A 22,389-nucleotide genomic window follows, 5' to 3' on the forward strand; every position below is an offset into this window, starting at 1 on the left:
CCTTTTCTCTGCCCGGAGGGTCGCGACGACATCCCCACCCGGGAGGCCCCCCACATGCGTTCCCACCTGCTCAACCGCACGACGGCGGAGGACTACCGTCGCTCCGTCACCGCGGGAGTCGAACAGGTAGCAGCCAGACTCGCCTCCACCGAGCAGCCGTTCAGTGGAATCGGCGTCGAAGGACTCACCCCCGTCGTCGACGCCATCGACCTCGACCGGCCGCTCGGCGACACGGCTGCCGCCCTGGACGAACTCGGCGAGGTCTACCTCCGCGACGCCGTGTACTTCCACCACCCCCGCTACCTCGCTCATCTCAACTGCCCCGTGGTCATCCCCGCGGTGGTCGGCGAAGCGGTGCTCTCCGCCGTCAACTCCTCGCTGGACACCTGGGACCAGAGTGCGGGCGGCACGCTGATCGAGCGCCGGCTGATCGACTGGACGGCCGAGCGCATCGGCCTCGGCCCCGCCGCGGACGGTGTCTTCACCAGCGGGGGCACCCAGTCCAATCTCCAGGCCCTGCTCCTGGCCCGCGAAGAGGCCAAGCTCCGCCCCGAGGAGTTCACCCGGCTCCGGATCTTCGCCTCCGAGTGCAGCCACTTCAGCGTCCAGAAGTCGGCGAAGCTCCTCGGCCTCGGTCCCGACTCCGTCGTGTCCGTCCCCGTCGACCGCGAGAAGCGCATGCGGACCGTCGCGCTCGCCGCGGCCCTCGAACACTGCCTGGCCGAGGGGGGCGTGCCGATGGCGGTCGTCGCCACCGCGGGCACCACGGACTTCGGCTCCATCGACCCCCTGCCCGGGATCGCCGCGCTCTGCGAGCAGTACGCCACCTGGATGCACGTCGACGCCGCCTACGGCTGCGGACTGCTCGCCTCACCCACCCGGCGCGGGCTCCTGGAGGGCATCGAGCACGCGGACTCGGTCACCGTGGACTACCACAAGTCCTTCTTCCAGCCCGTGAGTTCGTCCGCCGTCCTGGTCCGCGACCGGGCCACGCTCCGTCATGCCACGTATCACGCGGAGTACCTCAACCCGGAGCGGACGGTCCAGGAGCGCATCCCCAACCAGGTGGACAAGTCCCTCCAGACCACCCGCAGGTTCGACGCGCTCAAGCTGTGGATGACGCTGCGCACCATGGGCGCGGACGGCGTCGGCGCGCTGTTCGACGAGGTCTGCGACCTCGCCGGCGAGGGGTGGCGGCTGCTGGCGGCCGACCCGCGGTACGACGTCGTCGTCGAGCCGCAGCTGTCCACCCTGGTGTTCCGTTACGTCCCGGCCCACGTCACGTCGCCCACCGACATCGACCGGGCCAACCTCCACGCCCGCAAGGCGCTCTTCGCCTCCGGCGAGGCCGTGGTCGCGGGCACCGAGGTCGGCAGCCGCCAGTACCTCAAGTTCACCCTGCTCAACCCCGAGACGACCGCGGCCGACATCACCGCCGTCCTCGATCTGATCGCCGGCCACGCCGAGCAGTACCTGGGAGAGTCCCTTGACCGCGCTTCCTGAGCCCCTCGCCGCCCCGTACGACTTCATCGGGATCGGGCTCGGTCCGTTCAACCTCGGACTCGCCTGCCTGACCGAGCCGGTCGACGAGCTGAACGGGGTGTTCCTTGAGTCCGAGCCGGACTTCGAGTGGCACTCGGGGATGTTCCTCGAAGGGGCCCATCTCCAGACCCCGTTCATGTCGGACCTGGTGACGATGGCCGACCCGACCTCGCCGTACTCATTCCTGAACTACCTGAAGGAGCGGGGCAGGCTCTACTCGTTCTACATCCGGGAGAACTTCTACCCGCTGCGGACCGAGTACAACGACTACTGCCGGTGGGCAGCGGCCAAATTGAGCAGTATCCGTTTCAACCAAACCGTACAGTCGGTTACGCACGACGAGGCCGACGGCCTGTACACCGTCCACACCGCCGACAGCACCTACCGCGCCCGCCGCCTCGTCCTGGGCACCGGCACCCCGCCGCACATCCCGGAGGCCTGCCAGGGCCTGGGCGGCGACCTCCTGCACAACTCCCGCTACCTCCAGGAGAAGGCGGCGCTGCAGGCCAAGAGGTCCATCACCCTGGTGGGCAGCGGGCAGAGCGCGGCCGAGATCTACTACGACCTGCTCTCCGAGATCGATGTGCACGGCTACCGGCTGAACTGGGTGACGCGCTCCCCCCGCTTCTTCCCGCTGGAGTACACCAAGCTCACGCTGGAGATGACCTCGCCGGAGTACGTGGACTACTTCCACGCCCTGCCCGAGGACACCCGCTACGGGCTTGAGTCCGGCCAGAAGGGGCTCTTCAAGGGCATCGACGGCGAACTGATCGACGCGATCTTCGACCTGCTCTACCAGAAGAACCTGCCGGGCCCCGTCCCCACCCGCCTGCTCACCAACTCCTCGCTGAACAGCGCGCGTTACGAGGAGTCCACCGGGACGTACACACTGGGCCTCCGCCAGGAGGAGCAGGGCAGGGACTACGAGCTCGCCAGCGAGGGCCTGATCCTCGCCACCGGCTACCGCTACGCCGCACCGGCCTTCCTGGAGCCCGTCACCGACCGGATCCGGTACGACGGCCGGGGCCGTTTCGACGTGGCCCGCAACTACAGCATCGACACCACCGGCAGCGGCATCTTCCTGCAGAACGCCGGGGTCCACACCCACTCGATCACCTCGCCCGACCTGGGCATGGGTGCCTACCGCAACGCGTACATCATCGGCGAACTGCTCGGCCGTGAGTACTACCCGGTCGAGAAGTCCGTCGCCTTCCAGGAGTTCGCAGTATGACCAGCACCGAACCGCTCGGGACGTTCACCGTCCGCCCCATGGACCCCTCCCCCCGGCGGGCCGGCCGGAGGTCCGACGCGGAGCTGGTCCACGCGTGGGTCACCCACCCCAGGTCGGCCTACTGGATGATGGGCGACGCCCGGCTGGAGGACGTCGAGCGGGAGTACATGGCGATAGCCGCCCACCCGCACCACGACGCCTTCATCGGGCTGCACGGGGGTGAGCCCGCCTTCCTGATGGAGCGCTACGACCCCACCGAGGTCGAGCTCAAGGGGCTGTACGAGGCGGAGCCCGGCGATGTCGGGATGCACTTCCTGGTCGCCCCGCCCGAGAAGCCGGTGCACGGCTTCACCCTCGCCGTGATCACCACCGTCATGGAGACCCTGTTCGCGGACCCCCTCGTGCGCAGGATCGTCGTCGAACCGGACGTCACCAACAGCGCGGTGCACGCGCTGAACAAGGCGGTCGGCTTCGAGCAGGTCCGCGAGATCACCAAGCCGGAGAAGCAGGCCCTGCTCAGCACCTGCACCCGCGAGCAGTTCGAGGCCGCGACCACGGGAGACGACCGATGACCACCCACCCCACCACCGACGCCGTCGGCCACCTGACACCCGGGCGCTGGGCCGTCGCCAACCGCTCCCTGATCCGCAAGGCGCTGGCCGAGTTCTCCCACGAACGGCTGTTGACCCCCGCCCCGCTCGGCGACGGCCGCTACAGCGTGCACAGCGACGACGCGGCGGTCGAGTACCGCTTCGCCGCGCGTCGCTTCGCGCTGGACCACTGGCAGGTCGACGCCGCCTCGATCACACGGCACCGGCGCGGCGCGGACCTCCCGCTGGACGCGCTGGAGTTCTTCGTGGAGCTGCGCTCCACGCTGGGCCTGTCGGCGGAGGTCCTGCCGGTGTACCTGGAGGAGATCTCCTCCACGCTGGCCGGAACCGCGTACAAGCTGACCAAGGAACCGACCACCTCCGCACAGCTCGCCGTGGCCGGTTTCCAGGCCGTCGAGACCGGGATGACCGAGGGTCACCCCTGCTTTGTCGCCAACAACGGGCGGCTCGGCTTCGGCGTCGGCGAATACCGGGCCTACGCCCCCGAGGCGGCGACCGGAATCAAGCTGGTCTGGCTGGCCGCCCGGCGCGATCGCGCCACCTTCACGGCCGGTGCCGGGCTGGACTACTCCACCCTGGTCGCCGGCGAGCTCGGTGAGAAGACCCTCGGCAGGTTCGCCGCCCGGATGGCGGACCTCGGCCTCGACCTCGACGACTACCTGCTGATCCCGGTCCACCCCTGGCAGTGGTGGAACAAGCTCGCCGTCACCTTCGCCGGCGAGGTTGCCCAGCAGCACCTGGTCTGCCTGGGCGAGGGCGACGACGCGTATCTGGCCCAGCAGTCGATCCGGACCTTCTTCAACGCCGACCACCCCGAAAAGCACTACGTCAAGACGGCCCTCTCCGTGCTGAACATGGGCTTCATGCGGGGGCTCTCCGCCGCGTACATGGAGGCGACCCCCGCCATCAACGACTGGCTGGCCGGCCTGATCGAGCGGGACGGGCTGCTGAGCGGGATCGGGTTCTCGATCATCCGGGAGCGGGCCGCCATCGGCTACCGCCACCAGGCCTACGAGGCGGCGACCGCCAAGGGCTCCCCGTACCTGAAGATGCTCGCCGCCCTGTGGCGGGAGAGCCCGGTCCCCTCCCTGACCGGGAACGAGCGCCTCGCCACCATGGCCTCCCTGATCCACACCGACGACGGGGGCCGCTCGGTGGCGGGCGCCCTGATCGCCGAGTCGGGACTGGAGCCGGCCGACTGGCTGCGCCGCTACCTGGACGCGTACCTGGTGCCGGTGCTGCACAGCTTCTACGCCTACGACCTGGTCTTCATGCCCCACGGCGAGAACGTGATCCTGGTCATCGAGGACGGCGTCGTGCGCCGGACGGTCTTCAAGGACATCGCCGAGGAGATCGCGGTCATGGACCCGGACGCGGTGCTGCCGCCCCAGGTCGAGCGGATCCGCGCCGACGTGCCCGAGGACATGAAACTGCTGTCGGTCCTCACCGACGTCTTCGACTGCTTCCTCCGCTTCCTGGGGGCCGACCTGGCCACGGAGGGCTCCCTCGACGAGGAGACCTTCTGGCGGACGGTCGCCGAGTGCGTCAGGGGCTACCAGGACTCGGTGCCGTACCTCGCGGACAAGTTCGAGCAGTACGACATGTTCACGGAGGACTTCGCGCTCTCCTGCCTGAACCGGCTGCAGCTGCGCAACAACCGGCAGATGGTCGACCTGGAGGACCCGGCGGGCGCGCTCCAGCTGACCGGCAGGCTCCGGAACCCGATCGCGGCGTACTGAGCCAGGACATCCGGCCCCGCTCCTCACGGGCGGGGCCGGATGAGAACGTAAGGACCATTTCCGACAAATGGGCCCCACTGTGTGAGATTCCTGCCCGATATCGGGCAGATTTCTTGCGTAGCGGTCCCGATCCGCGCAATATCGACGAGTGCTCGAACGCCGCCCTCCGCATGACGACCTCATCGACCACCTCGTACGGTCCACCGCGCTCCAGCGCGGCGAGGCCGCCAGGGTGATCCTCGACGTGCTGGCGTACTTCGACGAGACGACGGAGGACTTCGTCCGGCGCCGCCACCGCGAACTGCAGGCGGGCGGCCTGGTCAACACGGAGATCTTCGAGCGGATCGCGGCCGAGCTGCCGCACCGCGCGGTGGCGCCGCAGGAGCTCTCGCTCCGCCAGCTGCGCCGCGTCGTCTACGGCTGAGCCGGACGGGCGGTACGGGCACAGGACTTTTGTACGTCGATGGAGGGGCAGAGACTCTATGTGCGGGATCGTCGGTTACATCGGGAAGCGTGACGTGGCTCCGCTGCTGCTGGAAGGCCTGCAGCGGCTGGAGTACCGGGGTTACGACTCCGCGGGCATCGTCATCACGGGCAAGGCCCCGGCGGGCAGGCCCGGCGCCCTGAAGATGGTCAAGGCCAAGGGCCGGGTCCGCGAGCTGGAGGCCCGGGTGCCCAAGCGGTTCGCCGGCACCACCGGCATCGCCCACACCCGCTGGGCCACCCACGGCGCCCCGAGCGACGAGAACGCGCACCCCCACCTGGACGCCGGGAGCAAGGTCGCCGTCGTCCACAACGGGATCATCGACAACGCCTCCGAGCTCCGCGCGAAGCTCGTCGCCGACGGCATCGAGTTCCTCTCCGAGACCGACACCGAGGTGCTGGTCCACCTGATCGCCCGCTCGCAGGCCCTCACGCTGGAGGAGAAGGTCCGCGAGGCGCTGAAGGTCGTCGAGGGCACGTACGGCGTCGCCGTCCTGCACGCCGACTTCAACGACCGCATCGTCGTCGCCCGCAACGGCTCCCCCGTGGTGCTCGGCATCGGCGAGAAGGAGATGTTCGTCGCCTCCGACGTGGCCGCCCTGGTCGCGCACACCCGCCAGATCGTCACCCTGGACGACGGCGAGATGGCCACCCTCAAGGCCGACGACTTCCGTACGTACACCACGGAGGGCTCGACCACGACGGCCACGCCGACCACCGTGGAGTGGGAGGCCGAGTCGTACGACATGGGCGGCCACGACACGTACATGCACAAGGAGATCTCCGAGCAGGCCGACGCCGTGGACCGCGTGCTGCGCGGCCGCATCGACGACCGCTTCTCCACCGTGCACCTGGGCGGCCTGAACCTGGACGCCCGCGAGGCCCGCGGGGTCCGCCGGATCAAGATCCTGGGCTGCGGCACCTCGTACCACGCGGGCATGATCGGCGCCGGCCTCATCGAGGAGCTGGCCCGCATCCCCGCGGACGCCGAGCCCGCGTCCGAGTTCCGCTACCGCAACCCGGTCGTGGACCCCGACACCCTCTACGTCGCCGTCTCGCAGTCCGGCGAGACCTACGACGTACTGGCCGCCGTGCAGGAGCTCAAGCGCAAGGGCGCCCGCGTCCTGGGCGTCGTCAACGTCGTCGGCTCGGCGATCGCCCGCGAGGCGGACGGCGGCATGTACGTCCATGCGGGCCCCGAGGTCTGCGTCGTGTCCACCAAGTGCTTCACCAACACCGTGGTCGCCTTCGCGCTGCTCGCCCTGCACCTGGGCCGCATCCGCGACCTGTCGGTGTCCGACGGCAAGCGGATCATCGAGGGCCTGCGCAGGCTGCCCGAGCAGATCGGTCAGATCCTCGAGTCCGAGGACGAGATCAAGAAGCTGGCCGAGGAGTACGCGGGCGCGCAGTCGATGATGTTCATCGGCCGCGTCCGGGGCTACCCCGTGGCGCTGGAGGCCTCCCTGAAGCTCAAGGAGATCTCGTACATCCACGCCGAGGCCTACCCCGCCTCGGAGCTCAAGCACGGGCCCCTCGCGCTCATCGAGCCGGCGCTCCCCACGGTCGCGATCGTCCCGGACGACGACCTGCTGGAGAAGAACCGCGCCGCGCTGGAGGAGATCAAGGCGCGCAGCGGCCGTATCCTCGCCGTCGCCCACCGTGAGCAGGAGAAGGCCGACCACACGATCGTGGTCCCGAAGAACGAGAACGAGCTGGACCCGATCCTCATGGGCATCCCGCTGCAGCTGCTCGCCTACCACACGGCGCTGGCCATGGGCCGTGACATCGACAAGCCCCGCAACCTGGCGAAGTCGGTCACGGTCGAGTAGCAGGCCCCGCCCTCACCGCAGGGCAGCACGGAAAGGCCCCTGACGCCTCGTCAGGGGTCTTTCCGTGCTCAGGGGATGACGATGACCGGGCGCTGGGCGCGGCGCGCGAGACGGCCGGCCACGGATCCGAAGATCCGGCCCACGATGCCGTGCGTCGAGCCGACGACGATGGCGTCGGCCGAATACTCCCGGCCGACCTCCTCCAGCTCGTGACAGATGTCCCCGCCGCGCTCCACGAGCACCCATGGCACCTCGGCGAGGTAGTCCGCGCACGCGAGCTCCAGCCCGAGGACCTCGGTGCGGTGATCGGGGACGTCGACGAAGACGGGCGGCTCGCAGCCCGCCCAGACCGTGGTGGGCAACCGGTTGGCCACATGGACGATGATCAGCCCCGAGCCGTGCCGGTGCGCCATGCCGATGGCGTACGCGAGGGCCCGTTCGCTGGACATGGAGCCGTCGAATCCGACCACGACGCCGTGCCGGAAGGCCGGATCGCAGGAAGGGCGCGACTCTGCGACCGTCTGCGGTTCCGACCCGGGGTCGGCTACCTGCTTGCGGTCTGCGGGTTCAGGGATTTCGTGACCGGCCATCGGTGTCTCGGCGAAGAGAGTCCTCGTGAGGAGGGAGCGGTGTGGAGGTGTGCCTGCGAGCGGTGAAGCTGTGTCCGGGAAACATCTTCCCAACCCCCTACCCCCAAGGGTACGGCGCCACTCCTTCACTGCCCAGCCCTCGCACGGCGCATGCGGCAATGGAGGGAGCATGCCGGAGACTGCCCCGTATGGCAATGCCGGTTGCGTCGTACACACAGCTCGTGGACGCTCCGAGAGCCTCGGGCCGCACTCTCCGGCCGGCCGCCGCGGCGACCCGCGCGAGGCGGCCGAATGCGCCACCCGCCCTCCCGGCGGAAGCCGTCACACCCCGCCATCACGCAATCGCGCATCGTCGACAGCCGGGGTCCGGGTGCCCTTCAGGGGCTCCTGAGGCGCATGGAGGCTTCCGGGGGCAGGGGGCGTGCGCCGGTCGCATGACTGGAATGCGCGCACGCAACCATCGGTTTTCAGCCAACTTCACCTCCACCCCCTTCTCTTGGTGTCAGGGCTGCCCAACCCACGTGCCACCAGGCAGGAATAGACCGCGCGGTACGCTTTGACCCTACGGGGACGGGCCATGATCGCGATGCGCACTTCCCTGTGGGGCTCACGAGTGAAACGCTTCGTGATCGAACGCTTCGGGCCAAGTTGCCTTGTCGACATAGTGCCGGTGGGGGAACGTGTCACGTCGGGACCACGGGACGCAGTAGATTCGATCATGAGTGTCGAGGACTGGGGACGCGTGCGAGACCGAGGGGAAACGTGCAGGAGCGACAGGCCCGTAGGGACCAGGAAGACGCGAACACCGAGGGGGGCTTAGCGTCATGAGCCAGGACTCCGCCACCGCAACGGAGGCCGCACGGAAACTGACCGGGCGGCGACGCCGGGAAGTCGTAGCCGTACTGCTGTTCAGTGGGGGCCCTATCTTCGAGAGCTCCATTCCGCTCTCAGTTTTCGGAATCGACCGGCAGGACGCGGGAGTTCCCCGCTACCGCCTGCTGGTCTGCGGGGGTGAGGAAGGACCGCTGCGCACCACCGGCGGGCTCGAACTCAGCGCCCCGTACGGCCTGGAGGCGATCAGCAGGGCCGGCACCGTCGTGGTGCCCGCCTGGCGGTCCATCACCTCACCGCCGCCCGCAGAGGCCCTGGACGCGCTGCGCCGCGCCCATGAGGAGGGGGCCCGCATCGTCGGACTCTGCACGGGGGCCTTCGTCCTCGCGGCAGCCGGCCTGCTCGACGGGCGCCCGGCCACCACGCACTGGATGTACGCACCGACGCTGGCCAAGCGCTATCCGTCGGTGCACGTCGATCCGCGTGAGCTGTTCGTCGACGACGGCGACGTGCTCACCTCGGCCGGAACAGCGGCCGGAATCGATCTCTGCCTCCACATAGTCCGTACCGACCACGGCACCGAGGCCGCCGGGGCGCTGGCGCGCCGGCTCGTCGTACCGCCGCGGCGCAGTGGCGGTCAGGAGCGCTACCTCGACAGGTCTTTACCTGAAGAGATCGGCTCCGACCCGCTCGCCGAGGTCGTGGCCTGGGCGCTGGAGCATCTCCACGAGCAGTTCGACGTGGAGACGCTGGCCGCGCGCGCCTACATGAGCCGACGGACCTTCGACCGCAGGTTCCGTTCGCTCACGGGCAGCGCACCGCTCCAGTGGCTCATCACCCAGCGCGTGCTGCAGGCGCAGCGGCTGCTGGAGACCTCCGACTACTCGGTCGACGAGGTGGCGGGCCGCTGCGGCTTCCGCTCCCCCGTCGCGCTGCGCGGGCACTTCCGCCGCCAGCTGGGCTCCTCCCCCGCCGCGTACCGGGCCGCCTACCGGGCCCGCCGTCCACAGGGAGGGGCACTGGAGAGCGTCACCACGGTGCTCGACACGTCCGTACCCGTCCAGGGCACGGCGTCGAGCCGGCGAGCCGCCGCGGCGGCCTCGTCCGGCCCGTCGCCGGTCACCGCCACGACCGCCTCCGGCGGCCCGGTGGAGCGCCTCGGAGCGGGACCGGAGGTGTACGCCCCGGGGCGCCCGGCCCTGCCGGGGCAGCGCAGCGCCCCGTAGGGTGGGGCGCATGAACGACCGCATGGTGTGGATCGACTGCGAGATGACCGGGCTCTCGCTGACGGACGACGCACTCATCGAGGTGGCCGCGCTGGTCACCGACTCGGAACTGAACGTGCTCGGCGACGGGGTGGACATCGTGATCCGCCCGCCGGACGCGGCCCTGGAGACCATGCCCGAGGTGGTGCGGCAGATGCACACCGCCTCGGGCCTCCTCGACGAGCTGGCCGGGGGCACGACCCTGGCCGACGCCGAGGAGCGGGTCATGGCCTACATCCGCGAGCACGTGAAGGAGCCGGGCAAGGCCCCTCTGTGCGGGAACTCGGTCGGCACGGACCGCGGCTTCCTCTCTCGGGACATGCCGTCCCTGGAGGGCTACCTCCACTACCGGATCGTCGATGTCTCCTCGGTCAAGGAGCTGGCGCGCCGCTGGTATCCGAGGGCGTACTTCAACAGTCCCGACAAGAACGGCAACCACCGGGCGCTGGCCGACATCCGCGACTCCATCACGGAGCTGCGTTACTACCGGGACGCGGTCTTCGTGCCGCAGCCCGGCCCGGACTCGGCGCGCGCCAAGGAGATCGCCGCGCGCCACACGCCGGCCGCCGGCCAGTAGGCGTACAACCGCTGGTCACGGGCCCTCCGGGGCCCGTGACCCGGTCCTGAGGAACTCGGGCGCGAGCACCCGCTCGGACCCTGTACACTTTTTCTCGGCCGGTCAGGAAAGCGACCGGACGACATGGTGGGTATAGCTCAGCTGGCAGAGCACCTGGTTGTGGTCCAGGATGTCGCGGGTTCAAGTCCCGTTACTCACCCTGAATGATCAGCCCCTGACCTGGAAGAACAGGTCAGGGGCTGAGTCTTTTCCGCTGCGGCGGACGCGCGTCCTCCGACGCTCCCACGGCTCCGGGCGCCCACGTCGGACTTCTACGGCGAGGGACTCCCCAGCGGCCCCTCGCCCGCCCGCGGGCCTCTGCGGGGCCGGTGACACCCGCCACAAGGCGCCGCGTGCCGCATGGAGAGCCCCTTACCGGGCATCAGGCTCCAAGGGTCCTGCCGCGCCTCCCCCGACGCGGCAGGGCCCTTTCGCGTGCGCCGTGTTTCGTGCGCCGTGTTTCGTGCCCGTGTTTCGTGCGCCGTGTTTCGTGCCGGGCCGAGAGGCAACACGAGCACCATGACTGCACAGAGCGAAGGACCCAACCATGTGAACCCCGTCGAGTCCGGCCCGGCGCTCGCCGCCTCGGAGGCCAAGTCGTCGGCGCGGGACGCCGGGTCGGCGGCCAGGAATGCCGCCGAGTCGGCGGAGACCGGCGTGCGGTCGGCGGGCCTGGCGACGAAGCGAGCCGCTGCCGCCGGCTGGGGCACGGGCCGGCAGACGGTCCTGGAGACCGCGGACAAGGGCCGCCGGAGCGTCCGGGAGACCGCGGGGAAAATGGGCTCGACCGCGGCCGTCGCCTGGACCGCCGTCAAGCAGCGCAAGGCCGTGGCCGTAGGCGCCGCGGCGGGTATCGGTGGCCTCGTGGGCGGCGCGTTCGCCCTCGGACGCCAGACGGCCACCTCCCACGCCGGGCCGATCACCCGCCTCACCGGCGGCCGGATCTGACCCGACCCCGGTGACCACGGACCCCTGGAGGGCCGGCAGAGGACTGCCGGCCCTCCTTCCGTGATCCATCGGGGCGACGGCGGACGACGGCGTCAGGCGAGGCGGCAGCGATCCCGGAGCTCGGCGATGACGGCTTCCTCGAGCGCGTCGGCGTCCCCGTCGACGGCGGCCACCCGCTCAGCCACGTCGAGAAGGTCGGCCAGATCCCCCGGCTCGGCGTCCAGGCGCCGCCACACCTCGGCGGGGTCGATGTCGACGAGCTGAGCGAGCTGTTCGTCGACCACCTGATGCCGTTCCCGGACCAGCCTGACCAGGTGCCGCATCAACAGCGTCTCGTCGTCCGTGATCTTGCGGTTCGCCCTGATGACGAGCCACGCGACCCACAGCATCAACTGCGGGTGCCGAGTCCGCCCGCTCAGACCCTCGGCGATTTCGATCACCCGCGCCTCGTTCCGGAAGACGGCTCGCGCGTGCCGCCCCGCGAGCAGCGTCGTGTAGCGGTTCAGCACCACTGCGAGGGGAACGCCGACCAGGGGGATACCGATCTTGATGACGTTGCGCTGCAGGAGGTACTTCCCGACGACCGGGAGGCCCCTCGCGGCGCTCAGCGCACCTCCGGAGTAGAAGCGCTTGATCAACGGCCGCACCAGGGCCGGGACCGCCTTGACCACACCTTCGCGGACTGCCTCCCCGCTCTTGATCGTGAAGGCCACTCTGATCAGCTTCCACAAGTCATCGGGGTCGGACAGGTCGAGCGGGACCCGGTAGAGGACGGCGACGTCGTGGGCCAGGCGGAGCTGGAGCCGGGTGACGAACGCGACGTCGACCATCATGGTCGCCACCGCGGCCGGGACGGTCGCCGCCGAGGCGCCGCCGAGACTCCCGAGGGTGGCGACGACGGTCGCTGTGTAGGCCCCGGCGGAGAGCCCGCCTTCGAGCGCGGCGTACCGGGACGCCATCTTGATCCGCTGGTCGACGACGGCGTCCGCGGGGACGCCTTCGTACCGCTCCTGGAAGTACGCCGAGTCGACCCTGTCGGTGTAGGAGCTGAGCGCCTGGGCGCTCAGCTTGGTGAACCAGCCGCCCGACTTGATGTCGTCCGAGCTCAACCCCTTGATGAACTCTTTCAGTTCGGCCCGCTCACGCTCGACGGTCTCCCGGTCGGCGTCCTGGCCGTCTCCGGAGTCGGCGGTGTCCGCCGGGCCCTCGGACGGGGCGAGGTCTTCCGGACGGTCCGGCGTGAAGCCGGGTTGCCCCGCAGCCCCCTCCCGGCTCTGCGCCTGCCCGCCACCCGCCGCGTCCGCGGGCTCCGGTGCCCGGGGCGGGGGCACCGCAGCCGCCGGGGACTCGGCCTGCGGGCCGGCTCCGGTCACGGCGCCCTCGCCCGCGCCCCGGACCGCGCCGTCCAGGTCGACACCGAAGTCCGTCGCCAGTCCGGCCTGACCGGATGCGTATCCCTGGCCCACGGCGCGGAACTTCCACTCGCCGGCGCGCCGGTAGAGCTCTCCGAAGATGAAGGCGCCCACGGCCCCGGCGTCCTCGACGGAGAAGTGGACGAGGTCCTTACCGGAACCGTCGGTGACGGTCAGGAGGAGGTCGTCGAAGTCCCCGAACCGGGACCCGTCGGACCGGCTCGCCGCCACCACGATCCGCTCGACCTCCGGCGGTACGGCATCCAGATCGAAGCCGATCCGGTTCTCGTCGCCGTCGGCCGTGGAGGTCCTCCCGAGCAGCTGGACACTGCCGTCGCCGGCGATCGGGTTGCCGTGGAAACAGAAGTCGGCGTCGCTGCGCACCTTGCCGTTCCCGTCGAGCAGGAGCACGGAGACATCGGCGCTCCCCTCCTCGGTCACGCTGCTCCAGCCGAGGCGCATCACCACGGACGCGACGTCCTCGCTCAGCGTGGCCAGCCCGACGTTGGCGCCCTTGATCATCTTCTGCATGCGTCCCCCAAGGCACTGCCAGGCCAGAGCGCACGCACGGCAGTAGTGTGTGACGTTGTGTGGTGCGTCACACGTTCGCCGTACCCGCGGATCCTATCGGCCGGATCCGCAGTTCATGGAGGAGTTGTGAAAGAAGGGCATCCGCGCGAACGGTCCGGTCCGCTCACGCGGATCAGGACGACTCGCGGACCACCAGCTCCGTGGGAAGCACGATCCTCGGGCGCTCCTCGGTGCCCTCGTCCGACGAGCGGTTCGCGATCTCCTGGAGCAGGACGCGGGTCATCGTGCGGCCCATCTCCTCGATCGGCTGGCGCACGCTCGTCAGGGGCGGGTCCATGTGACGGGCCACCGCGGAGTCGTCGAAGCCGATCAGGGCGACGTCGTCGGGAACGCGCCGGCCGGACTCGCGCAGGACCTGGCGGGCTCCCGCCGCCATCACGTCGGATGCGGCGAAGACCGCGTCCACGTCCGGGCAGCGCTCCAGCAGCTCCCGCATCGCGCGGGCGCCGCCCTCCTCGCTGAAGTCGGCGGGCGCGATCAGCCGCTCGTCGGGGCCGAGACCCGCCTCGGCGATGGCCTTGCGGTAGCCGTCGAGGCGGCGCTGGGCGCCGTAGACGTCGAGACGGCCGGTGATCGTGGCGATGGAGCGACGGCCTCGCGATATGAAGTGGTCGACGGCCGCGCGGGCACCCTCGAAGTTGTCGGAGTCGACGGAGGGCAGCGTCTCCGCCGCGTGCCTGCGGCCGCTGATCACGGAGGGCATGCCGAGCTGTTCGAGGAGGTCGGGCAGCGGGTCGTCCGCGTGGACGGAGACCAGGAGCACCCCGTCCACACGGTGTGCGGTCAGGTACTGGGCGAGCCGTCGGCGCTCACGGTCGTTGCCCGCGAGGGTCAGCAGCAGCTGCATCTCGGTGTCGGCGAGGGCCGCCCCGACACCGCGCACGATGTCGGAGAAGTACGGCTCGGCGAAGAACCGGGTCTCGGACTCGGGCACGACGAGCGCGATGGCGTCGGTGCGGTTGCCCGCGAGCGCCCTGGCCGCACGGTTGGGCACATAGCCCAGCTCGGCGACGGCCGCCTCGACGGCCTCCCGGGTCTGTGCGCTGACCCGGGGTGAGCCGTTGATGACGCGCGAGGCCGTGCCGCGCCCCACTCCGGCCCGGGCCGCTACCTCTTCGAGCGTGGGCCGCCCGCCACTCCGTACTCGCGCTGCCGCCATGGCTGCCTCCCGTTCGCGGTCAATTTCTCACAGCGGGTTGGCCAAACCAAGTCCCGCCGTCCGATCCCTTGACACTTGTCCGGACCCAGCGGTCCTCAGCAGCGCCACAACTCTTGGGAGCGCTCCCAAGCGTAAGGGGTGCGGGTGACGGACACGTAGGGCGGGCAGAGAAAAGCGGGACCCGGCGGTGTGCCGGGTCCCGCTGTTCGTCCTGGTCGGGGTCAGACGGAGCCGACCGGGGGCAGTGCGTGGCGGCGGATCACGTCGGAGTACCAGTGGGCGCTCGCCTTGGGGATGCGGCGCTGCGAGGCGTAGTCGACGTACACCGCACCGAAGCGCTTCGAATAGCCGTACGCCCACTCGAAGTTGTCCATCAGCGACCAGAGGAAGTAGCCGCGGACATCGGCGCCGTCGGCGACGGCCCGCTGCACGGCGTCGAGGTGGCCGTGGAGGTAGGCGACCCGCTCGGGGTCCTCCACCTTGCCCTCGGGCGAGACGTAGTCGTCGAAGGCGGCGCCGTTCTCGGTGACCATCAGCGGGAGGCCGGGGTGGTCCCTGGAGACGTCCATGAGCAGGCTGTAGAGCCCGTTGGGGTCGATCGACCAGTCCATCGCGGTGCGCTCCTTCCCCTCGGCGAGGTGGAAGGCGACGTGCTCGGAGCCGGGCCACGGCGAGTGGGCGCTCGCGCCGTGGGCGTCGCTGCGCGCGTAGCTGGCCCCCTCCACGGGGGTGGAGACCAGGGTCGGCGTGTAGTAGTTGATGCCGAGGGCGTCGACCGGGCGGGAGATGGTGGCGAGGTCGCCGTCCTTGACGAGCTTCGACCAGTCCACCAGGTGCGAGGTGTCGGTGATGAGGTCCTCGGGGTACTCACCGCGCAGCATCGGACCGGTGAAGACACGGTTGCCGACCGCGTCGATGCGCCGTGCGGCGTCCGCGTCGGCCTCGCTGTCGGTCAGCGGGCGGACCTGGTGGAGATTGAGGGTGACCGAGGTCTGCGCAGCAGCGGGGAGTTGGGCGCGCAGAACCTCGATCGCCCGGCCATGGGCGAGGTTGAGGTGATGGGCCGCCTGCAGCGCGGCTGCGGGCTCGGTGCGGCCGGGGGCGTGCACGCCGGATCCGTAACCGAGGTAGGCCGAGCACCACGGCTCGTTGAGGGTGGTCCACATGCCGACGCGGTCACCCAGGGCGCCGGAGACGATCGCGGCGTAGTCGGCGAACCGGTCGGCGGTCACGCGCTCGGGCCAGCCGCCGGCGTCCTCGAGCTCCTGGGGAAGGTCCCAGTGGTAGAGGGTGGCGACGGGCATGATGCCGGCGTCCAGCAGTTCGTCGACGAGCTTGCGGTAGAAGTCCAGGCCGCGCTCGACGGCCGGGCCGCGACCGGTGGGCTGGACCCGTGACCAGGAGACGGAGAAGCGGTACGCCTTCAGTCCGAGCTGCTTCATGAGGGCGACGTCGTCGCGGTAGCGGTGGTAGTGGTCGGCGGCGATGTCGCCGGTGTCGCCGTTGCGGACCTTGCCGGGAGTACGGCTGAAGGTGTCCCAGATGGACGGCGTGCGGCCGTCCTCGGCGGCAGCGCCCTCGACCTGGTAGGAGGCGGTCGCCGCGCCCCAGATGAAGCCCGTGGGGAACTGTGTCCCGGGCGCATGCTTCGGGGTGATGTCGGGTCGTACGGCAGTCATGCGGGAGCGCTCCCATGGGTGGAGGGACAAGGACAGGAAGTGCGGGGGCCCCGGCCCCGTACGGTCTGTGGTCGGGCACAGACCGTACGGAACGGCCGGAGCCGGACCGGGGACGGAGCAGCGGGCCGGGGTAGGACCGGGGAGAACCGCGGGCCCGGGTTCGGACCGGGTGGTGCGGCGGGCCGGGGTCAGCCCTTGACGGCGCCGGACATGATGCCCCCGACGATCTGCTTGCCGAAGATCACGAAGACGACGAGCAGCGGCAGGGTGCTGATCAGCGCGCCCGCCATGACGATGCTCTGGTCGGGCACGTAGGACGCACTCAGCTGGCCGAGGGCCACCTGGAGCGTGGGGTCCTGCTGGTTCAGTGCGAGGTAGGGCCAGAAGAAGTCGTTCCAGGCCTGGACGAAGGTGAGCATGCCGAGCACCATCATCGCCGGACGGGCGACCGGCAGCACGATGCTCCACACGATGCGGAGGTTGTTCGCACCGTCCATCCTGCCCGCCTCGATGAGCTCGTACGGCAGTGCCTCCAGGAGGTACTGGCGCATGAAGAACACACCGAACGCGCTGACCAGGGTCGGGAAGATCACCGACTCCAGCTGACCGCCCCAGCCGATGTCCGACATCATCATGAACAGCGGTACGACGCTGAGCTGCGGGGGGATCGTCAGCGTCGCGATGACCATGGTCATCAGCGCACCGCGGCCCTTGAAGCGCATCTTCGCGAAGGCGTAGCCGGCCAGGGTGCAGAAGAACAGCGTCGCCACGGTGATGCTGGCGGACACGATCACCGTGTTGACGATGGCCTTGCCGAGGCTGGCCTGCTCCCAGGCCGCCTGGAGGTTGTTGAACAGGTTGCCGCCCGGCAGGAGCGGCGGCGTGGTGTCCAGCACCTCGTCCTGGGTGCGGGACGCGGCGACGAGCGTCCAGTAGAGCGGGAACAGCGAGCCGAGGCCGACGACGGCGAGGGCGAAGTAGGCGAAGGGGCCGGCGTGGTGCTGGCGTCCTGCGCCGGGCTTGAAGAGGCGGCGGCGCGGCGGTTCGTCGCGGACGGCCGCCTTGGTGACGCGGCGGTGGTCCGGAGCGGTGACGGTGCTTGTGGTGGTCATGGATATCGCTCCCCGTCAGGCCGCGGTCTTGCGCGCGAGGCGCCCGACGAGCCAGTTGATCGCGGCAATGAGCAGCAGCAGGACGAGCATGGCCCAGGCGACCGCGGCGGCCGGACCGAGGTGTCCGAGGTTCCAGCCGTAGTTGTAGAGGTAGATGCTGAGCGTCTCGTACTGGTTCTCGGTGCCGCCCTGCGCTCCGATCTGGCCGCCTTCGAGCAGCAGCGGCTCACCGAACAGCTGCATGGATCCGATGGTCGAGATGACGATCGTGAAGAGGATCGTGGGCCGGAGCGCGGGGATCGTCACGTTGCGGAACTGCTGCCAGCGCGAGGCTCCGTCGAGCGAGGCCGCCTCGTAGAGGTCGGACGGGACCGCTTGCATCGCGGCCAGGTAGATCAGCGTGTTGTAGCCCGTCCAGCGCCAGATCACGATCACGGCGATGGCGATGTTCGAGGTCCAGTGGCCGTTCGCCCAGTTCGTCTCACCGACGCCGAAGAAGCCGAGCACCCAGTTCAGCAGGCCGCCGTCGGCCCGGAACACCAGGGCGAAGACGAGGGCCGCCGAGGCGACCGAGGTGGCGTAGGGAGTGAGGATCACGGTGCGCCAGAAGGTGCTGGCCCTCAGCTTGTAGTTCAGCAGGTGGGCCAGGCCGAGCGCCATCATCAGCTGCGGCACGGTCGAGATGACGCCGATGACGAAGGTGTTGGTGACCGCGGTCCAGAACTCGTCGTCCTGGAGGATGTTGCTGAAGTTCTCCCAGCCGACCCATTCCATCTGGTCGAGGCCGGTCATCTCCACCCGGTGGAGGGCGATCCAGCCGGTGTAGATCAGCGGGTAGAGCCCGAAGGCGCCGAAGACGAGGAAGAAGGGCGCGATGTAGGCGTACGGCGACGCCTTGTCGTCGAATCGCCACAGCCGGCGGCGCCAGGCCTGACGTCTGGGAGTCATGGGCTTCGGAGCGCGACGGCTGGTCCGGGAGCCGTGTGCGCCCCGGGTGGGGGTGGTGGTTGCCACAGGTGGGAGTCCTTCCCTGGGGTGTGCCGACACCGCAGGGGCAGGCCGGACCTCTGGTCAGGTCCGGCGGAGGTGTCGGAGAAGGTGCGCGGTGCCGATGGGGGAACCGGCACCGGTGCGGGCCGGCCGGGACGCGAAGGCGTCCCGGCCACCCGCACCGGCGAGGATCAGCCGATCACCTTGTCGATGGCCTCGGTGGCGTCGTCCCAGGCCTTGTCCGGGTCGGTGCCCCGCTGCTCCATGTTGTTGATCTGGGTGGAGATGGTGTCCTTGATGACGCCGTCCTTCGGGCCGAGCACGGCCGCCGGGATGACCTGCGCCTCTTCGGCGTAGATCTCACCGATCGGGGCGTTGTTGAAGTAGGGGAGCTTGGCGTTCTTCACGTCGGGGAGCTCGTAGGCGCCCTTGTTCGACGGGAAGACACCGACGGCCTTGAAGACCGCGGCCTGCTGCTCGGGGGCGGTCAGCCACTTGACGAGCTCACCGGCCTCCTTGACGTGCTTGCCCTTGGCGGGCACGGAGAGGAAGGAACCGCCCCAGTTGGCAGCGGTCTCACCGGGAGTGCGGGCGATGTCCCACTTGCCCTTGAACTCGTCACCGGAGTAGGTGGAGATCTGGGCGGCCATCCAGGCGGGGCAGGCGACGGTGGCGATGCTGCCCTTGCGCAGGGCCGCCTGCCACGGCGGGCTGAACTGGGCAAGGCCCTGGGTCAGCTTCTTGTCGACGGCCTCGGTGGCGAGCTTCCAGCCCGCCTTGACGCCGGCGCTCTCCTTGTAGATCGGCTCGCCGTCCTTGGAGTAGTACTGCTCCGAGTCGGAGCTGACCACGCCGTTGTACATGGCGCTGGCGGAGTCCATGAAGAAGGTGCCCTTGGGCGCCTTCGCCTTGTACGCCTCACCGAGCTTGAGGTAGTCCTCCCAGCCGCCGGCGAACTTCGCCGCGACTGCCTCACGGTCGGCCGGCAGACCCGCCTGCTCGAACAGGTCGCGGCGGTAGCAGATCGACATCGGGCCGATGTCGGTGCCGGCGCCGATGACCTTGCCCTCGTCGGTGCTCGCCTGCAGCGCCTTCCAGTTCACCCACTGGTCGGTGTCGATGACCTTGGCCAGGTCGACGAAGGCGTCCGCCTTGGTGTCGACGAGCTCCTTGGTACGGCCGACCTCGATGCCCTGCACATCCGCCAGGCCGCTGCCCGTGTTGAGCTGCTGGAGCAGCTTGGGGTAGTAGACCTTCTCGTCGGCCGTGACGTTTTCCTTGACCGTGATGTTCGGGTGGAGCTCGTGGTACTTCGCGAAGAGCCCCGCCTCCTTGTAGCCGAACTGGCCGAAGTCGGCCACGGTCAGGGTGATGTTCCCGTTCGCGTCGGCCTCGTCCGAGCCCGAGTCGCTGCAGCCGGTCAGCAGCAGGGCGGTGGCCGAGAGGCCCGTGGTGACCATGACGGCGGTTCTGCGGCTTCGACCTGCGACGGTGCGGGTGATGCGCATTCCACTACTCCTTGTTCCAGGGTGGGACTGGCGTTCGATCTGCTCGGCATACGCACTGGTGGGTGCGGGTGCCAGTGCTACGGAGAGGACATGGGCGGTGCCGTCCCCGTACGAGCGAAAAACCTCGTTCGATATGGGAGCGCTCCCATGCGCTGATGCCGGAAGATTGCTGCCTCTAGGGGGTGGGTGTCAAGAGTTGAAGACGCTTCCGTTGCCCGAGTGTGTCCTGCAAGTCACGCGACCGTGTCCGGCAGAGGTCTTGCGTTAACGAGCGCGCCCTGCATGCGTCATCTGCGGCAGTTCGAATCACCGCAGGTGAGGGGGTGTTGGACGGAGATTCTGACCCGCCGGGCCCCGGGACGACCGGCATCCGGGGCCGATTCCCGTGCCGTGTTCGGGACGGTGGGGACGGGTGGGGCGGGCCGGAAGACGCCCGCCGAAAAATGAACGGGGCGAGGCCCCGTGGGGGCGTGGAGGGGGGCCACGGCGCACTTCCGTGTTCTTTCCCCGAACTCCACCGCGACGCCCGGGGGTTCCGCTTGTACGGCGGAGAGGGCCTCCGGGGTGCGCACATGGGGGCGCGCGCCCCGGCCGGATGTGGGGGGATGTGGGGCCGGCCGGGGCGCGCGCGTCGAGGAGATGGTCGAAAGGGGCGCCGGACTACCCGAAGGCGCCGAACGCCTTGGTGAAGGCCAGCGGCTCCTGGAGGATCGAGCTGCAGACCGCGTCCGCGGTCGGCTTCGCGCCGCCCGCGCACTGCGCGTCCCGCGTGCCCGACCACATCGCCAGCCGGCCGATGCCCTTCTCCTGAGCGAACTTCACCAGCTGGCCGGCGTCCTCGACGGTGAAGATCTCGGTGGCGACGTCGTTCACGCCGATCATCGGGGTGACCGCGACCGCCTTCCAGGCCGCCGCGTCCGAGAGCCCCAGCACGCCCTTGATCTGGGCCTGTGTGGCGGTAGCCGCCTGGGCCGCGTAGTCGCCCATGTCCCCGCTGTAGGAGGCGCCGTAGTCCATGGCCATGACGTTGACCGCGTCGATCGTGACGCCGTTCTTCTTCGCGTCCGCGATCAGGTCCACACCCGGCTGGGTCAGGCCCTCCGGCATCACGGGCAGGGTGAAGGAGACGTCCAGGCCCGGGTGCGCCTTCTGGAGCTGGGCGATGGCCTGCGAGCGGCGGGAGTTGGCGGCGGTGTCGGGCAGCGCCCCGCCCTCGATGTCGAAGTCCACCTTGGTCAGCCCGTAGGCGTCGATGACCTTGCCGTACGCCGTGGCGAGCTCGGCCGCCGAGGAGCAGTGCAGCGCGAGTTCGGCACCGGCCGCTCCGCCGAAGGAGACCCGTACGTCGCCGCCCTCGGCCCGCAGTGCGTCGATCTGGGCGGCCACCTTGTCGTCGGCGAGACCGGTGACGCCGCCCCACAGCGGGGCGCAGCTGCCGCCCGACGTGATGAACGCCAGGTTGAACTCCTTGACGCCCGTCCTGGAGGCGGTGTCCAGGAGGTCGTAGGACGGGTAGAGCGACGTGTCGACGTAGGGGGCGAAGCCTGCTCCACCGGCCGTCCCGCCGGGGGTCCCGGACGGCTCGGCCGTCGGTGTCGGCTCGGCCGTGGCGCTCTCGGCGGGCGTCGGTGCCGACGTGGGCACGGCTGTGGGCGTGGCCGTGGGCGTCGGGGTTCCGGTGGGGCGCCCGCTGGGTTCCGGTGTGGCGCCGCCGTCCGCCGAGCACGCGGCGTCGTTGATGAGGCAGTCCTCGGGATCGGCGGCCGTTCCCGTGGAGGTGGTGACGAAGCCGACCGTCACGGACGCGCCCGGAGCGATGTCCTTGTTCCAGCTCGCGGGCTTCACGGTGACGTGGTTGCCGCTGACGGTGTGCTCGCCGTTCCAGAGCGAGTCGATCCTCGTGCCGGCGGGCAGGTCGAATTCGAGTGTCCACCCGGACTGGACCGTCCCGGTGTCGTTCGAGACGACGTACTGCCCGGTGTATCCCCCGGCCCAGCCGCTGGCCCTGGTGTACGTGGCGCCGACGGCCGCCGCCTGCGCCGTGCCGGTGAGCATGAGGACCGTGCCGCCGACGACCGCCGCGGCGACGAGGGCGCCGACCGCCTTCGTGCGGGTGCTCGTCGTACGGCGGTGCGTGCTGGTGCCCATCGCGTTCCTGCCTCTGTCCTGCCGGGGGGTGGTGATTGCGGTCTGCACGCTAGCCGCCGCGATCCGGGCAAAAGGCATTATCGGGACATGAGTTGATGTTCTTAG

General features: G+C 69.9%; 17 protein-coding genes and 1 tRNA gene. 10 read left to right on the forward strand and 8 right to left on the reverse strand.

The genetic code is table 11. The features are described 5' to 3' along the window. Nucleotides 1-54: 54 nt before the first annotated feature. From ACFUNE_RS02060 to glmS, 6 genes are all read left to right on the forward strand, one after another. Nucleotides 55-1,503 carry a pyridoxal phosphate-dependent decarboxylase family protein gene (locus tag ACFUNE_RS02060; RefSeq protein ID WP_383561213.1) on the forward strand — a complete coding sequence of 483 codons (1,449 nt, stop codon included), beginning with the start codon at nucleotides 55-57 and terminating at the stop codon, nucleotides 1,501-1,503. Then, nucleotides 1,487-2,773 carry a lysine N(6)-hydroxylase/L-ornithine N(5)-oxygenase family protein gene (locus ACFUNE_RS02065; protein ID WP_383561215.1) on the forward strand — a complete coding sequence of 429 codons (1,287 nt, stop codon included), beginning with the start codon at nucleotides 1,487-1,489 and terminating at the stop codon, nucleotides 2,771-2,773. The genes ACFUNE_RS02060 and ACFUNE_RS02065 overlap by 17 nt, the downstream gene beginning before the upstream one ends. After that, complete coding sequence (locus ACFUNE_RS02070) at nucleotides 2,770-3,345, forward strand: GNAT family N-acetyltransferase (RefSeq protein WP_383561217.1); 576 nt, start codon at nucleotides 2,770-2,772, stop codon at nucleotides 3,343-3,345. Before ACFUNE_RS02065 ends, ACFUNE_RS02070 begins: the two co-directional genes overlap by 4 nt. Next, nucleotides 3,342-5,123 carry an IucA/IucC family protein gene (locus ACFUNE_RS02075; protein ID WP_383561219.1) on the forward strand — a complete coding sequence of 594 codons (1,782 nt, stop codon included), beginning with the start codon at nucleotides 3,342-3,344 and terminating at the stop codon, nucleotides 5,121-5,123. The genes ACFUNE_RS02070 and ACFUNE_RS02075 overlap by 4 nt, the downstream gene beginning before the upstream one ends. 148 nt (nucleotides 5,124-5,271) lie before the next feature. Beyond that, nucleotides 5,272-5,547 (forward strand): hypothetical protein, encoded by a 276-nt coding sequence (locus tag ACFUNE_RS02080; RefSeq protein WP_383561221.1) that lies wholly within the window; start codon nucleotides 5,272-5,274, stop codon nucleotides 5,545-5,547. 58 nt (nucleotides 5,548-5,605) lie between these two features. Further along, nucleotides 5,606-7,435 carry a glutamine--fructose-6-phosphate transaminase (isomerizing) gene (gene glmS, locus ACFUNE_RS02085; protein WP_383561223.1) on the forward strand — a complete coding sequence of 610 codons (1,830 nt, stop codon included), beginning with the start codon at nucleotides 5,606-5,608 and terminating at the stop codon, nucleotides 7,433-7,435. A gap of 68 nt (nucleotides 7,436-7,503) precedes the next feature. Here glmS and ACFUNE_RS02090 read toward each other — a convergent pair whose 3' ends face one another. Then, entirely contained in the window at nucleotides 7,504-8,025 is a 522-nt protein-coding gene (locus ACFUNE_RS02090; protein ID WP_383561225.1) for a universal stress protein, read from the reverse strand. 824 nt (nucleotides 8,026-8,849) lie between these two features. On the opposite strand from ACFUNE_RS02090, the gene ACFUNE_RS02095 reads away from it, so the two are divergent. The 4 genes from ACFUNE_RS02095 to ACFUNE_RS02110 all read left to right on the forward strand — a co-directional run bounded on the left by ACFUNE_RS02095 (nucleotide 8,850) and on the right by ACFUNE_RS02110 (nucleotide 11,685). Then, nucleotides 8,850-10,082, forward strand: coding sequence for a helix-turn-helix domain-containing protein (locus ACFUNE_RS02095; RefSeq protein WP_383561227.1), 1,233 nt, complete (start codon nucleotides 8,850-8,852; stop codon nucleotides 10,080-10,082). A 10-nt stretch (nucleotides 10,083-10,092) separates the two neighbouring features. Continuing rightward, nucleotides 10,093-10,698, forward strand: a complete 606-nt coding sequence (orn, locus tag ACFUNE_RS02100) for an oligoribonuclease (protein ID WP_383561229.1) — start codon at nucleotides 10,093-10,095, stop codon at nucleotides 10,696-10,698. 126 nt (nucleotides 10,699-10,824) lie between these two features. Beyond that, nucleotides 10,825-10,897: transfer RNA gene (locus ACFUNE_RS02105), tRNA-His, on the forward strand. Nucleotides 10,898-11,256: 359 nt separating this feature from the next. Next, the gene (locus ACFUNE_RS02110) at nucleotides 11,257-11,685 is read left to right on the forward strand and encodes a hypothetical protein (RefSeq protein WP_383561230.1); all 429 of its coding nucleotides are present in this window, start codon (nucleotides 11,257-11,259) and stop codon (nucleotides 11,683-11,685) included. Nucleotides 11,686-11,777: 92 nt separating this feature from the next. Here the strand turns inward: ACFUNE_RS02110 and ACFUNE_RS02115 are convergent, their stop codons facing one another. The 7 genes from ACFUNE_RS02115 to ACFUNE_RS02145 form a co-directional block, all read right to left on the reverse strand. After that, a complete protein-coding gene (locus ACFUNE_RS02115) occupies nucleotides 11,778-13,628 on the reverse strand; it encodes a TerD family protein (protein WP_383561232.1) in 1,851 nt (616 codons plus the stop codon). 172 nt (nucleotides 13,629-13,800) lie between these two features. Then, nucleotides 13,801-14,847, reverse strand: a complete 1,047-nt coding sequence (locus ACFUNE_RS02120; RefSeq protein ID WP_383561234.1) for a LacI family DNA-binding transcriptional regulator — start codon at nucleotides 14,845-14,847, stop codon at nucleotides 13,801-13,803. Between the two features lie 221 nt (nucleotides 14,848-15,068). After that, complete coding sequence (locus tag ACFUNE_RS02125) at nucleotides 15,069-16,526, reverse strand: GH1 family beta-glucosidase (protein WP_383561235.1); 1,458 nt, start codon at nucleotides 16,524-16,526, stop codon at nucleotides 15,069-15,071. Nucleotides 16,527-16,714: 188 nt separating this feature from the next. After that, on the reverse strand, nucleotides 16,715-17,638 hold the full coding sequence (locus tag ACFUNE_RS02130) for a carbohydrate ABC transporter permease (RefSeq protein WP_383561237.1): 924 nt from the start codon (nucleotides 17,636-17,638) through the stop codon (nucleotides 16,715-16,717). Between the two features lie 15 nt (nucleotides 17,639-17,653). Beyond that, complete coding sequence (locus tag ACFUNE_RS02135; protein ID WP_383561239.1) at nucleotides 17,654-18,652, reverse strand: carbohydrate ABC transporter permease; 999 nt, start codon at nucleotides 18,650-18,652, stop codon at nucleotides 17,654-17,656. A 167-nt stretch (nucleotides 18,653-18,819) separates the two neighbouring features. Beyond that, entirely contained in the window at nucleotides 18,820-20,136 is a 1,317-nt protein-coding gene (locus ACFUNE_RS02140) for an extracellular solute-binding protein (protein WP_383561241.1), read from the reverse strand. 660 nt (nucleotides 20,137-20,796) lie between these two features. Beyond that, nucleotides 20,797-22,284: a cellulose binding domain-containing protein gene (locus ACFUNE_RS02145; RefSeq protein ID WP_383561243.1), complete on the reverse strand. Its 1,488-nt coding sequence runs from the start codon at nucleotides 22,282-22,284 to the stop codon at nucleotides 20,797-20,799. Nucleotides 22,285-22,389: the final 105 nt, after the last annotated feature.

Origin of the sequence: Streptomyces sp. NPDC057287, assembly GCF_042667905.1 — a bacterium.
Classification (GTDB): Bacteria; Actinomycetota; Actinomycetes; order Streptomycetales; family Streptomycetaceae; genus Streptomyces.